Below are 13,911 nucleotides of genomic sequence, written 5' to 3'. Positions count from 1 at the left end.
TTCTCCGGGAGCTCGTCCTCGGTCCGCGCCTTCGTGATGTCCTCCCACCAGCCGTCGAGCTCTTCGTAGATCGGCGTGGCGTGGTGGAAGTCGGTCTGCGTCATCGGCATGTCGTCGAAGCGCTCGCCGTTGATCTCGTACCCGACGCAGATCGGCACCTTGGCCAGGCCGGTCAGCACGTCCAGCTTGGTGACCACCAGGTCGGTGACGCCGTTGAGGCGGCACGCGTACCGGGCCACCACGGCGTCGAACCAGCCGCAGCGGCGCTCCCGGCCGGTGGTGGTGCCGTACTCGTGGCCGACCTTGCGCAGGTGCTGCCCGTTGTCGTCGAACAGCTCGGTCGGGAACGGGCCCGAGCCCACCCGCGTCGTGTACGCCTTGCTCACCGCGATGACCTTGGTGATCGCGGTCGGCGGGATGCCCGCGCCCACGCACGCCCCGCCGGCCGTCGGGTTCGACGAGGTGACGAACGGGTAGGTGCCGTGGTCCATGTCGAGCATGGTGGCCTGGGCGCCCTCCAGCAGCACGGTCTCGCCGCGGTCGAGCGCGTCCCAGAGCATCACCCGGGTCTCGGCGATGTACGGGCGCAGCCGCTCGGCGTACTGGAGGTACTCCTCGACGGTCTCCTCGACGTCGATCGCCTTGCGGTTGTAGATCTTGAACAGCAGCTGGTTCTTCTCGCGGAGCGCCAGCTCCAGCTTCTTGCGCAGGATGCCCGGGTCGAGCAGGTCCTGGAGCCGGATGCCCATCCGGGCGACCTTGTCGCCGTACGCGGGACCGATGCCCCGGCCGGTGGTGCCGATACGGGAGCTGCCCAGGTAGCGCTCGACCACCCGGTCCAGCGCGCGGTGGTGCGGCATGATCAGGTGCGCGTCGCCGGAGATACGCAGGCGGGACACGTCCACGCCGCGCTCGGCGAGCCCGTCGATCTCCTGGAGCAGCACCTTCGGGTCGACCACCACGCCGTTGCCGATCACGATCATCGCGCTCGGTGACAGCGCCCCGGACGGCATGAGGTGCAGCGCATACTTCTGGCCGTCCGGCGTGATCACCGTGTGGCCTGCGTTGTTGCCGCCGGAGTAGCGCACGACGTAGTCGACCCGCTCACCCAGCAGGTCGGTAACCTTGCCCTTGCCCTCGTCGCCCCACTGGGCGCCGAGCAGCACGATCGCTGGCATCTTCTCGCCTCCAGAAGGCTCGGGTGCCAGGTGGCGACCGGTCAGCGAGCCCGGGGTGTCAGGCTAACAAGTAGTGACGGCGGGACCAGCAGGGGTTGGTCGAGAAGCAGGAGGCTCCTTCGTGTACGACGTGGTGCTGCTCACCCTCGGCTCGGAGCGGGACGCTCCCGGTGGTGGCTGCGGCAGCGGCGGCGCCTGCTGCGGCGGCGCGGACGACACCGCCGCCGAGACCGGCGAGGAGCGCTGCGAGACGCCGCGCGTACCGGTGCTGGCCTGTGCGGACGAGCTGACCGCCCGGGGTGCCCGGGTGACCACCGTGACCGCCCGGTCGGACTCCGAGATCGACGAGGTGCTGGCCCGCCTCGACGGCCCGCCGCGCGCCGACGGCCTCACCTGGCCGGACTCCGACGGCAAGACCCGGCTCATCGTCGCCACGGCCAGTGACGGTCAGTTGCGCGCCGTCCTGCGCCGGCTGGTCCGGCGGTACGCTCCGCCGCCGAGTCGCCGCCCCGCGGACCTCGCAGACGACCGTACGGTGCCCGACCTCCCGCCTGTGGGCGTACTCCCGCTCGATCCGGCCCGGTCCGGGACGGCGCGGGACCTGGCCGCGCAGCTCGGGCTGCCCCGGGATCCGGCGGGTGTGGCCGCCGCGGTGCTGGACGGCACCGCCCGGCGGCTTGACCTGCTGCGCAACGACGGTGGCTCGGTGACGCTGGACGGCGCGCTGCTCGGCGCCGCCGACGACGCGGGCCGTCCGCTGCACTGGCGGGCCCGGGTCGAGGTCGACGGCACGGTGCTGAGCGACGGTTCGGAGCCGATCACCGCGTGCGCGATCGGCAACGCGGGCGGGTACGCGCGCCTGGGCGAGGTGGACCTGCTGGGCGGCCCGGATCCGGCCGACGGGCGGGTGACGGTGGGCGTCGCCGTACCAGTGGTGACCCGGTCGGCGTTGGGCCGGAAGAAGGTCCGGCTGGAGGTACGCCGGGCGCGGGGACGTGCGGTGGCGGTGGTGCCCCGCGACGAGAAGGTGCCCTTCCTCGACGACGGCGTCGAGGGCGAGCTGAGCCGCAAGCGCTCCTGGTGGACCGAGCCGGGCGCCTGGGCGGTCTGGACGGGCTGACCTCGGTCGATCCCCACCCGGCTCGCGGCGCTGGCCGGACCGCCTATCCTCGGCGGAAGGAATGGGGAGGAACCGTGGTGCACGAGAACGACGACCGGGCCCACGTACCGGGCCGACCGCAGGTGCCGCAGCGGGACGTCGAGCCGCTGTGGCCGCCGGAGGAGACCGACGCGGCGGCGGCCACGATCCCGCCGTGGGCGTCGGTGCCCTGGCCGCTCCCGCCCGCCGACGCTCCCACGCCGGTGGCCGCGGACGTCCCGGCGCCCCAGGCACCGGTGGCGGCGGACGTTCCGGCGCCCCAGGCACCCGCTGTCGACCTGGACCTGCCGTTCACGCTCGACCGGGCGACCTCCGCCCCGTCACCGGCCCAGCCGGAACCGGCGGCATCCGGCTCACCGGCGGCGCCCGGTACGCCGACGGCACCCGCGCCGGCGACCACGCCCGCCACCGGGACGACCGGCCCGGGTACCACCGGCGAGGGCGCCGGGAACGGACGGCCCGGCTCGCCGTGGGCACAGCCGCCACAGCGGGCCGGGTCGGACTCCGCCACCACGCCGGACCCCGCCGACGCCACGGCGCCGCCGTCCGAGGCGGTGGAGGCCGACGGCACCGCGTCCGGCCGCGCCACCGTGGCACCGCCCCCGCCCGAGGCACTCTCCACCGACGGCACCGCCTCCGGCCGGGCCACCGTGGCACCGCCCCCGCCGCCTGACGCCCTCCCCGAGGACGGCACGGCGTCCGGCCGGGCCACCGTCGCCGGGACGCAGCCGTCGCCGGACTCCGGTACGGGGCCGGCAGGGACGGGCGCGCCCGAGCAGGCGCCCCGGCTCGGGCCGTTCCCGCCGTCGCCGGGCGTACCGGCACAGCCGTCCCCGTACGGCAACGGCTACCCGTCGCCCGGCTACCAGCCACAACCGGGTCAGCCCGGCTGGTACCCGCCGCCCGGCTGGACGCCCCAGACCGGCGTGCCGCAGCCGGGCGGCCCGCTGCCTCCGCAGGCGCCGGTGTCCGGCCCGGTGGTGCCGCCACCACCTCAGCCCGGAGCACCCCACCCGGAGCAGGGCTGGACACCGCAGCAGGCGGTGCCCCCGACCGCCGAGGACTTCGCCCGCCGCCGCCAGGCCCGGCCGGTCGACCCGGTGGCCACCATGGGCGTACGCGCGGTGGTCAACAAGATCGGGCTGGTCCGGCTCGCGCCCGGGCGGCACGAGCAGGAGATGAAGCGCGACATCGAGATGGTCCGCCGCAACTTCGGCGGCCTGCGCCAGGTGACGGTGGTCAACCCGAAGGGCGGCGCCGGCAAGACGGTGGCGATCCTGCTGCTCGCCATGACGTTCGGCCAGAAGCGCGGCGGATACGTGCTGGCCTGGGACAACAACGAGACCCAGGGCACCCTCGGCATGCGGGCGCAGCAGGACTTCCACGCCCGTACGGTGCGGGACATGCTGCGGGACCTGGCCCAGTTCCAGGGGCCACACGGCCGGGTGGGCGACCTGTCGCAGTACGTCCGCTCGCAGGGCGAGGGCATGTTCGACGTGCTGGCCTCGGACGAGTCCGCGACCGGCGGCGAGATGCTCACCGCCGCCGCGTTCGCGGAGATCCGTGAGGTGGTCAGCCGGTTCTACAAGCTGATCTTCGTGGACACCGGGAACAACGTCCGGGCGCAGAACTGGCAGGCCGCGATGGACGCCACCGACCAGCTCGTGGTGACCATGTCGGCCCGTAACGACTCGGCCGAGACCGCCGCGCGGATGCTCGACCACCTGGAGCAGAGCGGCCGGCAGCGGCTGGTCCGGCAGGCGGTCACCGTGGTCTCGATGCCGCCGTCCCGCAAGGAGATCGACCTGCCCGCGATCCAGGCCCACTTCGCGGCGCGGACCCGGGCGGTGCTGCTGGCGCCGTACGAGCGGCTCATCGACACCGGCGAGCCGCTGCGGTACGGGCAGCTCTCCTCCGCCACCCGGGACGCCTGGCTGAAGATCGCCGCGTCGGTGGCGGAAGGGCTGTAGGACGGGCGCGACGGCCGGCGCCCGGGTCGGGACCGGCCGTCGCGGCAGTGGTCAGTCGCCGGAGAGCGCGTCTCCGGCGGCCGGGTCGCAGTCGCGGAGGAACTGGGCGCACCGGGCCGCCTCGTCCGCCTCGCCGATCTCCCCCGCCGCGCGGGACAGCACGTAGAGGCAGCGGAGGAAGCCGCGGTTGGGCTTGTGCGACCAGGGCACCGGACCGTGGCCCTTCCAGCCGCTGCGGCGCAGCTGGTCCAGGCCCCGGTGGTAGCCGGTGCGGGCGTACGCGTACGCCGTGACGACCTGACCCGCGGTGAGCGCGCGGCCGGCCAGCGCGGCCCAGGCCGCACTGTAGGTCGGGAATCGGGCCGCGACCTCGGCGTACGCCTCGTCGGTGCCCTGCTCGGCCGCCGCCGCCAGCGCGGCGTCGGCCTCCTCGTGGACCGGGAGCAGGGTGGCCGGTGGCTCAGGCAACAGGTTCTGCATCGCCCCATTCAACCCGCTTCGCCCTCGGGTACGCGAGGGGCCTCGCCCGTACGGTTGGCTGAACGGCTGAGGGTTTCGTCACGCCTGCGGCGGGAGCACACGTACCCGCGGCCCATGCCGCCGCCGTGGTTCTTGCACTACAAATACAGATCCGGAGCCTCCCCAGGACCCGGTTACGCAGGAGCCCGGCGGCGTGCCCGCCGGGCTCCTGTCGTTCCCGCCCCCGGTTTCGGCACTTGCCGCGCGGGGGCAGGATGGCCTGGTGCCGACCCCACCACCCGCGGACGTCATCGAGCCGCACGCGCCCCACGTCAACGAGATCGAGACCCGCACCGCTTTCGAGCAGCGGCTGGCCGGGGGAACCCTGGCCGGTCTGACCGTGCAGGGCCTGCGCCTCGACCTCGACCCGGTTCCCGACCTGCGCGACGTCGACGTCACCGGCACGCTCTTCGTGGGCTGCCGCTTCGCCGGCCGCGAGGTGGGCGCGGACCTGGTCCGCCGGGGCGCCAACGTCGTCCCTCCGTTCTCCGGGCTGCCCTACCCGACCCAGCCGTCGCACCTCTACACCGCCGACGAGCTGGCCGCCGGGTTCGCCGAGGGCGGGTTCGCCGGGATGTACGACACCCGGGTGTACGCGCACTTCCGGGAGCACGGCGGCGCGCTGCCGGACGTACGCGAGGCGCTCGGTCAGCGACTGCACGATCACGGCGTGGACAACGCGCTGGCCGACGCCACCCGGTCGTGGCTGGCCGCGCACGGGCCGCAGTCGGTGGTGGGTGTGATGGGCGGGCACGCGGTGCCACGCGGCAGCGTCGCGTACCGGATGGCCGCCGTGCTGGGCTGGGAGCTGGCACGGGCCGACCGCCTGGTGGTCACAGGCGGCGGTCCGGGTGTGATGGAGGCGGCGAACCTCGGCGCGTTCCTCGCGGCCTGGCCGGCCGAGGAGCTGTCCGCCGCGATCGACGTGCTCGCCGTCGCGCCGGACTTCACCGACCACGACCGGTACACGGCGGCGGCGCTGGCGGTGCGCAAGCGGTACGCGGACGGCCCGTCGCTGCCCTCGCCCCGCCCGTCGGCGCCAGGCACCGGGTGGGCCCGTTCCGGCGGGCTGGCCATCCCCACCTGGTTGTACGGCCACGAGCCGGCGAACCTGTTCGCGGGCCGGATCGCCAAGTACTTCTCCAACGCCATCCGGGAGGACACGATCCTGCGGCTGGCCCGGGGCGGGATCGTGTTCGCGCCCGGCAAGGCCGGCACCGTGCAGGAGGTGTTCCAGGCGGCCACCAAGACGTTCTACGGCACCGACGGGGCGAGCGGGGCGTACGTCTTCCTGGACCGCACGTACTGGACCACCGAGCTGCCGGTGGAGTCGCTGCTGCGGCCGCTGTTCGCCGCGTCCCCGTTCGGCGACCTGTCGCACACGATCCATCTGACCGACGACGTGCGCGACGCCGTCCGGGTGCTGGTGCAGTGAAAGGAAGGGCCCCCTTTTAACGCCTCCGGTAGAGGAAGGGCCCCTTGTTAACGCCGAGCGTTAACAAGGGGCCCTTCCTTACACGCGGGGTGTCACTTCATGGTGGTGCCGGTGGAGCGCAGGTGCTCGCAGGCCTCGACCACGCGGGCGGCCATGCCGGCCTCGGCGGCCTTGCCCCAGACACGCGGGTCGTACATCTTCTTGTTGCCGACCTCGCCGTCGACCTTGAGCACGCCGTCGTAGTTGCGGAACATGTGGTCCGCGACCGGGCGGGTGAAGGTGTACTGGGTGTCGGTGTCGATGTTCATCTTCACCACGCCGTAGTCCAGCGCCTCCCGGATCTCCGACAGCAGCGAGCCGGAGCCGCCGTGGAAGACCAGGCTGAGCGGCTTGTCCTTGCCGTACTTGGCGCCGACCGCGTCCTGGATCTGCTTGAGCACCTCGGGACGGAGCTTGACGTTGCCCGGCTTGTAGACGCCGTGCACGTTGCCGAAGGTCAGCGCCGCCATGTAGCGGCCCTTCTCGCCCAGGCCGAGCGCGTCGACCATGGCCAGGCCGTCGTCGACGGTGGTGTAGAGCTTGTCGTTGATGGCGTTCTCGACGCCGTCCTCCTCGCCGCCGACGACGCCCACCTCGATCTCCAGGACGATCTTGCCCTTGGCGGCCTCGGCGAGGAGCTGCTCGGCGATCTCCAGGTTCTCCGCCACCGGCACGGCCGAGCCGTCCCACATGTGCGACTGGAACAGCGGCTCCTGGCCGCCCTTGACGCGCTCCTGCGAGATGGCCATCAGCGGCCGGACGAACTTGTCCAGCTTGTCCTTCGGGCAGTGGTCGGTGTGCAGCGCGATGTTCACCGGGTACTTCTTGGCGACCTCGTGCGCGTACGCGGCGAACGCCACAGCGCCGGTCACCATGTCCTTCACGGACGGGCCGGACAGGTATTCCGCGCCGCCGGTGGAGACCTGGATGATGCCGTCGCTCTCCGCATCGGCGAAGCCCTTGAGCGCCGCGTTCAGCGTCTGCGAGGAGGTCACGTTGATCGCGGGGTACGCGTACCGGCCGGCCTTGGCCCGGTCCAGCATCTCCGCGTAAGCCTCGGGGGAAGCGATGGGCATGTCGAACGCTCCTTACTTACCGCTCTCGGCCGTGCAGGCCGCTGTCTTCCATGGAGGGCGGCCGTTCCGGCCCCGGGTCTTCCCCGGAGCCGGCCGTTCCGGTCGCTGACGTCCACGGCTGCGCCGGACCGCGCTGTCCACCGCGGGCAGTATCCCGTAGGAGCGTGAGCGGGGCACAACCGGCCCGGACGCCGCTCACCGATTCTCCAGCCGGTCCGGCACGATGACGCTGATCAGCCAGCTCACCACCGCGACCACGATGGCGCCCCAGAAGGCGGCCCAGAAGCCGTCCACGTGGAACGGGAGCTTCAGCACCCCGGCGATCCAGTCGGTGAGCAGGAACAGCAGCGCGTTCACCACGAGCGCGAACAGGCCGAGCGTGAGCAGGTAGAACACGCAGCCGAACACCTTGATGAGCGGCTTGAGCACCGCGTTGACCACACCGAAGACCAGTGCCACCACGATCAGGGTGAGCACGTTGCTGCCGGTGTTACGGCCGCTCACCTCCACTCCGGGCACGATCAGCGTCGCGATCCACAACGCGACCGCGGTGATCGCCAGTCGGATCAGGAAGCCCATGCCTCCCATCCTGGCACCGGCCGCGCGCCGGGAGCGGGACAATCGCCGACTCCGCCGTTCCGCCCGCCACCCAGCGGCGGCCCGGAGCAGCCCGTACGGTGGTGGGGACGATGCCCGCACGGAGAACAGGGAGGGACGATGGGTCAGCCCGACGAGGACTTCGCCCCCAGTGACCACCTCGCCCCGGAGGAGCGGGATCTGGAGGCCGAGCCGGCCGACGCGGTGGAGCAGGCCACCACTGTGACCGACGAGACAGACGGCGAGCCGCACCGGGGCATGGAGGTCGACGACTGGGACGCCATGGAGCAGGCCCGCGTCGTCGCCGCCGACGAGGACGACTACCGCTGACCCGGCGCCCGGTCACCGCAGGGCGGTGACCTGACCCGGGTGTTCTGCGGCCCACTGCGCCAGCCGGTCCGCGCGCAACGCGTCCAGGAACCCGGGGGCGAGTTCCGGGTCCGGCTCGTACCCGCGACCGTTCCACTCGTCGCGTACCGGGAAGGCGAGCGCGACCGGCTCGGCCGCGGCGGTTCGGCCGGCCGCGGCCACCAGCGCCGGCAGCGACAGGTCGCCGGTGTCGGCCGTGACGGCCGGTCCGATCCGCAGGAGCAGCCGGCCGAGTTGCGCCGGATCGGTCGCCGTGCCCTGCTCCCGGAGCTGGCGGAGCAGACCGGCGGCGTAGCGGGCCGCGTTGCGGTCCCGGTCCAGCCCGCCGTCGCGCAGGCCGTACCGCTGCCGCAGCAGGTCCACCGCCGCCGCGCCGTCGAGCCGCTGACATCCGGCCGGGAAACGCCGCTCGGTGTGCACCGAACGCACCGGCGCCGGCAGGCAGACCGGCACGCCGCCGACCGCGTCGGTCAGCTCACGCGCCCCCGGGTACGTGAGCACCGCGCCGGCGTCGACGCGTACCCCGGTCAGCCGGGCGACCGCCTGGCGGGTCGCCCGGTAGCCGGCGGCCAGGTCGGTGCCCGAACCGGCGGCGCGGGAGAACGTCGCGTTGAGCTTCTCCGTCCCGCCCTGCGGCGGTACCGGCACCAGCAGGTCACGCGGGAACGACACGAGGTGGAGCCGGCTCCGGTCGGCCGGCAGGTGCACCAGCAGCACCGAGTCGGCGCGCCGGCTGCCGACCGACTGGTCGACGCCGAGCAGCAGCAGGTTCAACGCGCCGCCGGGCTCCGGCACCGGCGTGGGGGGCGCGGGCGCCGCCGTCGGCGCCGGCGGCCGGGGCGCCATCGCTGTGAAACCGACAAGCGCGACGGCGGCGACCGCCAGCGCGGTCCCGGCCAGGCGTACGCGCCGACGGCGCCGACGGCGACTGATCACCGCCCGGTCGACGGCGGCCCGGACCGGGCCGACGGGCGGGGTCGACTCCTCGAGGCGGGCGAACGCGGCCCGCAGCTCGTCCTCGATCATCAGCAGACCTCCACGAGTTCGGCTCGGAGGGTGGCCAGCGCGCGCGAGATGCTGGACCGGACCGTGCCGACGGCGCAGCCGAGGATCTCGGCGATCTCCCCGTCCGGCAGGTCCTCGTAGTAGCGCAGCACCAGCGCGGCCCGCTGCCGCCGGGGCAACCGGGACAGCCAGGACCGGACCTGGTCCCGGTCCACGGCGGACTGGGCGTGGTCGGTCGGCGCGGGCACCGACTCGTCCGCCTCGCCGCGCAGCAGCACCCGCCGCGCCCACGATCCGCGCCGCCAGTTGAGCTGGACCCTGACCATGGTCTCCTGCACGAGGTCCTGGGCCTGGTGCGGATCCCCGGTCAGCATGACCGCGTACCGCAGCAGGGCGCCCAACCGCGCGTCGGCGAACTCCTCGTACGTCACTGCACCTCCCGGTGTCCCGTTTCATGGACGGTCCCGGGCAGCCGGAACATTGCGGCGGGATTCGGCCTCCCCGGAAACCCCCACGACAGGAACCGGGCGATCACGAGATCATCGATGGGTGCTGCTGACCCTGACCACGACCCACCGCCCGGCGACCGACCTCGGACACCTCCTGGTGAAGCATCCGGACCGCGTGCAGAGCTTCGACCTGCCCGCCGGTGCCGCGCATGTGTTCTACCCGGAGGCGGACGAGGCGCGCTGCACCGCGGCGCTGCTGGTCGAGGTCGATCCGCTCAAGCTGGGCCGCGGCCGCCGGAACCGGGCGCCGGAGGGCTTCGCGCTCGGGCAGTACGTCAACGACCGTCCGTACGCCGCCTCCAGCCTGCTCTCGTCGGCGCTGTCGAAGGTGTTCCGCTCCGCCCTGCGGGGCGAGTCGCGCGACCGTCCCGAGCTGGCGGCGAGCGCGATCCCGCTGACCGTACGGGTGCCGGTGCTGCGCTGCCGCGGCGGCGCCGAGCTGGCGGTACGCATCTTCGCCCCGCTGGGCTGGACCGTGACTGCCACCCCGATCCCGCTCGACGAGACGTACCCGGAGTGGGGTGACAGCCGCTACGTCGACCTGACGCTGACCGGCACGCTGCGGCTCGCGGACGCCCTCAACCACCTGTACGTGCTGCTGCCGGTGCTCGACGACGCCAAGCACTACTGGGTGGCACCGGACGAGGTGGACAAGCTGCTGCGGGCCGGTGCCGGCTGGCTGGCCGGTCATCCGGAGCGGGGCCTGATCACGCGCCGCTATCTGGCGCACCGCCGGGCGCTCGCGGGTGAGGCGATGGCCCGGCTGACCGAGTTGCGGCTCGCCGACGAGCCGCCCGCCGACGACAGCATCGAGCCGTCGACCGGAGAGCCGGCCGAGTCGGGCGGCGGGGCCGGGACGGCGGAGGACGTCCGCCGGGCCTCCCTGGCGGTACGGCGACGGGAGGCGGTGCTCGCCGCGCTGCGGGACAGCGGCGCGAGCCGGGTGCTGGACCTGGGCTGCGGTGGCGGTGCGCTGCTCACCGCGCTCGTCGCCGACCGGCGGTTCACCGAGGTGGTGGGCGTCGACGTGTCCGACCGGTCGCTCGGCATGGCGGCCCGGCGGCTGCGCCTGGACCGGCTTCCGGAGCGGCAGCGGGACCGGATCCGGCTGTGGCAGTCCGCGCTCACCTACCGGGACGACCGGCTCCGAGGGTACGACGCGGCGGTGCTGATGGAGGTCGTCGAGCACCTCGACCCGCCGCGCCTGCCTGCGCTGGAGGACGCGGTGTTCGGTCACGCCCGGCCGGGCACGGTGGTGGTGACCACCCCGAACGTCGAGTACAACGTGCGCTACGAGGGGCTCGCGCCGGGCCGGTTCCGGCACGCCGACCACAGGTTCGAGTGGACCCGGGCCGAGTTCGCCGCCTGGGTGGACCGGGTGGCGGCGGCGCACGGCTACACGGCGGTGCTCGGCGGCGTCGGCGACGAGGACCCGGAGGTGGGCACGCCGACCCAGATCGCGGTGCTGACGCGGGATGACCGCAATGAGAACACCAGCAACGACCGGAAGGAGGCGACGAACCGATGACCGTCCTGGACATCCCCGAGCTGGCACTGGTGGCGCTCGTCGGCGTCTCCGGCTCCGGCAAGTCGACGTTCGCCCGGCGGCACTTCGCGCCCAGCCAGGTGCTCTCCTCGGACACGTTCCGCGGGCTGGTGGCCGACGACGAGAACGACCAGTCCGCGTCCGCCGACGCGTTCGACGCGCTGCACCACGTCGCCGCCATCCGGCTGCGGCGGGGACTGCTGACTGTGGTCGACGCGACGAACCTCCAGCCGCACGCCCGCGCCGGGCTGATCCGGGTGGCCCGCGAGCACGACGTGCTGCCGGTGGCGATCGTGCTGGACGTGCCGGAGGCGGTGGCCTGGGAGCGTACGGAGGCGCGCGCCGACCGGACGCACGGCCGCCAGGTGCTCAACCGGATGCGCCGCGACCTGCGGCAGTCGTACGGGCGGCTGGCCCGCGAGGGCTTCCGCAAGGTGCACGTGCTGCGCGGCGTGGAGGAGATCGACGCCGCGGAGATCCGCTACGAGAAGCTGTTCAACGACCGGCGCGACCTGACCGGCCCGTTCGACGTTATCGGGGACGTGCACGGCTGCCGTACCGAGCTGGAGGCGCTGCTGTCCCGGCTCGGCTACGTGCTGCGGCACGACGACGCGGGCCGCCCGGTGGACGCGGCGCACCCGTCGGGGCGTACCGCGGTGTTCGTCGGTGACCTGGTGGACCGCGGCCCGGACTCGCCCGGCGTGCTCCGCCTGGTGATGGGCATGGTGGCGGCCGGGCACGCGATCTGCGTGCCGGGCAACCACGAGCAGAAGCTGCTGCGCAAGCTGCGCGGCCGGGACGTCCGGCTCACCCACGGCCTGGCCGAGACGATGGAGCAGCTCGCCGCCGAGTCGCCGGAGTTCGTCGCCGGGGTGGAGACGTTCATCGACGGCCTGGTCAGCCATTACGTGCTCGACGGCGGCCGGCTCGTGGTGGCGCACGCCGGGCTGAAGGAGGCGTACCACGGGCGGGCGTCCGGCCGGGTGCGGTCGTTCGCGCTCTACGGCGAGACCACAGGCGAGACCGACGAGTACGGCCTGCCGGTGCGCTACCCGTGGGCGCGGGACTACCGGGGTTCGGCGATGGTCGTGTACGGGCACACGCCGACGCCCGAGCCGGAGTGGGTGAACAACACCATCTGCCTGGACACCGGCTGCGTGTTCGGCGGGCAGCTCACCGCGCTGCGCTACCCGGAGAAGGAGCTGGTGGCGGTCCCGGCGGTGAAGGAGTGGTACGCCCCGGCACGTCCGCTGGTCCCGGTCACGCCGTCGCGGCCGGACACCGTGCTGGACCTGGCCGACGTGACCGGGCGACGGCACCTCACCCACGCGTACGGGTCGCTGACCGTGCCGGCCGAGAACGCCGCCGCCGCGTTGGAGGTGATGAGCCGGTTCGCGGTCGACCCGGGCCGGCTGGTGTGGCTGCCGCCGACCATGGCGCCCTGCTCCACGTCGGTAGTGGACGGGTTCCTGGAGCACCCGGCCGAGGCGTTCGCCGACTACCGCGCGGCGGGCGTCGAGCGGGTGGTCTGCGAGGAGAAGCACATGGGTTCGCGAGCGGTGGTGCTCGTGGAGCGGGAGCCGGGCCGTTTCGGCGGCGGGGTGGTGCACACCCGTACCGGCAGGCCGTTCTTCGCTCCGCCGCTCGACGGCGAGCTGCTGACCCGGGTGCGCGCCGCGGTCACCGGCGCCGGTCTCTGGGCCGAGCTGGACACCGACTGGCTGCTGCTCGACGCCGAGCTGCTGCCCTGGTCGGCGAAGGCGAGCGGGCTGATCCGCGAGCAGTACGCCGGGGTCGGCGCGGCCGGGCGGGCCGCGTTGCCGGCGGTGCTCGCCGCGCTGGACACCGCCGCCGGGCGCGGGATGCCGGTGGCGGGGCTGCGCGACCGGATGGCCGGGCGGGCCGCCGAGATCACCGCCTACTCGGCTGCCTACCGGGCGTACGTCCGGCCGACCGACGGGCTGCGCGGGGTGACGCTGGCGCCGTTCGCGGTGCTGGCCGGGGCCGGGGTGAGCTACGCCGACCGCGACCACGGCTGGCACCTGGCGCTGGCCGACCGGCTCTGCGCCGCCGACCCGGAGTTCTTCACGCCGACCCGGCGGCGGGTGGTGGACCTGGCCGACGAGTCGGCGGTGGCCGACGCCACCGAGTGGTGGCTGTCGCTCACCGCGGCCGGTGGCGAGGGCATGGTGGTCAAGCCGTACGCGGGCCTGGCCGCCCGTTCGCCGAAGGGCTCGTTGCTCCAGCCGGGGATCAAGTGCCGGGGGCGGGAGTACCTGCGGATCATCTACGGTCCCGGGTACACCGAGGCGGGGCAGCTCGCCGCGTTGCGCCGCCGTTCGCTGGGTCGCAAGCGCGGGCTCGCCCTGCGCGAGCACGGACTGGGCCTGGCCGCCCTGGACGCGCTGGCCGAGGACGCCCCGCTCTGGCGCCGCCACGAGCTGGTGTTCGCGATCCTCGCCTGCGAGTCCGAGCCGGTCGACCCCCGCCTCTGACGAGGACGCCCGGT

The 13,911-nt window shown here is 73.7% G+C and carries 12 protein-coding genes; 6 read left to right on the top strand and 6 right to left on the bottom strand.

What is annotated here, in order from left to right; genetic code table 11:
* Nucleotides 1-1,178 (bottom strand): adenylosuccinate synthase (locus ABD52_RS14040; RefSeq protein WP_047892101.1); only part of this gene is annotated, 1,178 nt, incomplete at its 3' end.
* A 121-nt stretch (nt 1,179-1,299) separates the two neighbouring features.
* Between ABD52_RS14040 and ABD52_RS14035 the strand changes: the two genes are divergently transcribed.
* Entirely contained in the window at nt 1,300-2,298 is a 999-nt protein-coding gene (locus ABD52_RS14035; RefSeq protein WP_047892100.1) for a diacylglycerol kinase family protein, read from the top strand.
* A 74-nt stretch (nt 2,299-2,372) separates the two neighbouring features.
* Nucleotides 2,373-4,307, top strand: coding sequence for a chromosome partitioning protein (locus ABD52_RS14030; protein ID WP_047892099.1), 1,935 nt, complete (start codon nt 2,373-2,375; stop codon nt 4,305-4,307).
* Nucleotides 4,308-4,358: 51 nt separating this feature from the next.
* Here ABD52_RS14030 and ABD52_RS14025 read toward each other — a convergent pair whose 3' ends face one another.
* Nucleotides 4,359-4,787, bottom strand: a complete 429-nt coding sequence (locus ABD52_RS14025) for a DUF3151 domain-containing protein (protein WP_013283396.1) — start codon at nt 4,785-4,787, stop codon at nt 4,359-4,361.
* A gap of 262 nt (nt 4,788-5,049) precedes the next feature.
* Here ABD52_RS14025 and ABD52_RS14020 point away from each other — a divergent pair, with 262 nt between their 5' ends.
* The gene (locus tag ABD52_RS14020; protein ID WP_071097227.1) at nt 5,050-6,261 is read left to right on the top strand and encodes an LOG family protein; all 1,212 of its coding nucleotides are present in this window, start codon (nt 5,050-5,052) and stop codon (nt 6,259-6,261) included.
* A gap of 92 nt (nt 6,262-6,353) precedes the next feature.
* On the opposite strand, the gene fbaA is transcribed toward ABD52_RS14020, so the two are convergent.
* Both fbaA and ABD52_RS14010 read right to left on the bottom strand, forming a co-directional pair.
* A complete protein-coding gene (fbaA, locus tag ABD52_RS14015; protein ID WP_013283394.1) occupies nt 6,354-7,376 on the bottom strand; it encodes a class II fructose-bisphosphate aldolase in 1,023 nt (340 codons plus the stop codon).
* Nucleotides 7,377-7,571: 195 nt separating this feature from the next.
* Entirely contained in the window at nt 7,572-7,955 is a 384-nt protein-coding gene (locus ABD52_RS14010; protein WP_013283393.1) for a phage holin family protein, read from the bottom strand.
* A gap of 138 nt (nt 7,956-8,093) precedes the next feature.
* Between ABD52_RS14010 and ABD52_RS14005 the strand changes: the two genes are divergently transcribed.
* Complete coding sequence (locus tag ABD52_RS14005) at nt 8,094-8,303, top strand: hypothetical protein (protein WP_013283392.1); 210 nt, start codon at nt 8,094-8,096, stop codon at nt 8,301-8,303.
* A 12-nt stretch (nt 8,304-8,315) separates the two neighbouring features.
* Here ABD52_RS14005 and ABD52_RS14000 read toward each other — a convergent pair whose 3' ends face one another.
* Together ABD52_RS14000 and ABD52_RS13995 are read right to left on the bottom strand one after the other, a co-directional pair.
* A complete protein-coding gene (locus ABD52_RS14000) occupies nt 8,316-9,368 on the bottom strand; it encodes an LCP family protein (RefSeq protein ID WP_047892097.1) in 1,053 nt (350 codons plus the stop codon).
* The gene (locus tag ABD52_RS13995) at nt 9,368-9,778 is read right to left on the bottom strand and encodes a sigma-70 family RNA polymerase sigma factor (protein ID WP_047892096.1); all 411 of its coding nucleotides are present in this window, start codon (nt 9,776-9,778) and stop codon (nt 9,368-9,370) included. The genes ABD52_RS14000 and ABD52_RS13995 overlap by 1 nt, the downstream gene beginning before the upstream one ends.
* 118 nt (nt 9,779-9,896) lie before the next feature.
* On the opposite strand from ABD52_RS13995, the gene ABD52_RS13990 reads away from it, so the two are divergent.
* Both ABD52_RS13990 and ABD52_RS13985 read left to right on the top strand, forming a co-directional pair.
* On the top strand, nt 9,897-11,384 hold the full coding sequence (locus ABD52_RS13990) for a 3' terminal RNA ribose 2'-O-methyltransferase Hen1 (protein WP_047892095.1): 1,488 nt from the start codon (nt 9,897-9,899) through the stop codon (nt 11,382-11,384).
* Complete coding sequence (locus ABD52_RS13985; RefSeq protein WP_047892094.1) at nt 11,381-13,897, top strand: polynucleotide kinase-phosphatase; 2,517 nt, start codon at nt 11,381-11,383, stop codon at nt 13,895-13,897. The genes ABD52_RS13990 and ABD52_RS13985 overlap by 4 nt, the downstream gene beginning before the upstream one ends.
* The last annotated feature ends 14 nt before the right edge of the window (nt 13,898-13,911 follow it).

Origin of the sequence: Micromonospora sp. RV43 (assembly GCF_001029515.1) — a bacterium.
GTDB lineage: Bacteria > Actinomycetota > Actinomycetes > Mycobacteriales > Micromonosporaceae > Micromonospora > Micromonospora aurantiaca.
The sequence above is the reverse complement of the archived record's forward strand: the minus strand, read 5'-3'. Positions and strand labels throughout refer to the sequence as shown.

Excerpts from the sequence above, each read along its gene's own strand:
- ABD52_RS14025 (WP_013283396.1), bottom strand. The coding sequence starts at position 4,787 with ATGCAGAACCTGTTGCCTGAGCCACCGGCCACCCTGCTCCCGGTCCAC.
- fbaA (WP_013283394.1), bottom strand. The coding sequence starts at position 7,376 with ATGCCCATCGCTTCCCCCGAGGCTTACGCGGAGATGCTGGACCGGGCC.
- ABD52_RS14010 (WP_013283393.1), bottom strand. The coding sequence starts at position 7,955 with ATGGGCTTCCTGATCCGACTGGCGATCACCGCGGTCGCGTTGTGGATC.
- ABD52_RS14005 (WP_013283392.1), top strand. The coding sequence starts at position 8,094 with ATGGGTCAGCCCGACGAGGACTTCGCCCCCAGTGACCACCTCGCCCCG.
- ABD52_RS14000 (WP_047892097.1), bottom strand. The coding sequence starts at position 9,368 with ATGATCGAGGACGAGCTGCGGGCCGCGTTCGCCCGCCTCGAGGAGTCG.
- ABD52_RS13985 (WP_047892094.1), top strand. The coding sequence starts at position 11,381 with ATGACCGTCCTGGACATCCCCGAGCTGGCACTGGTGGCGCTCGTCGGC.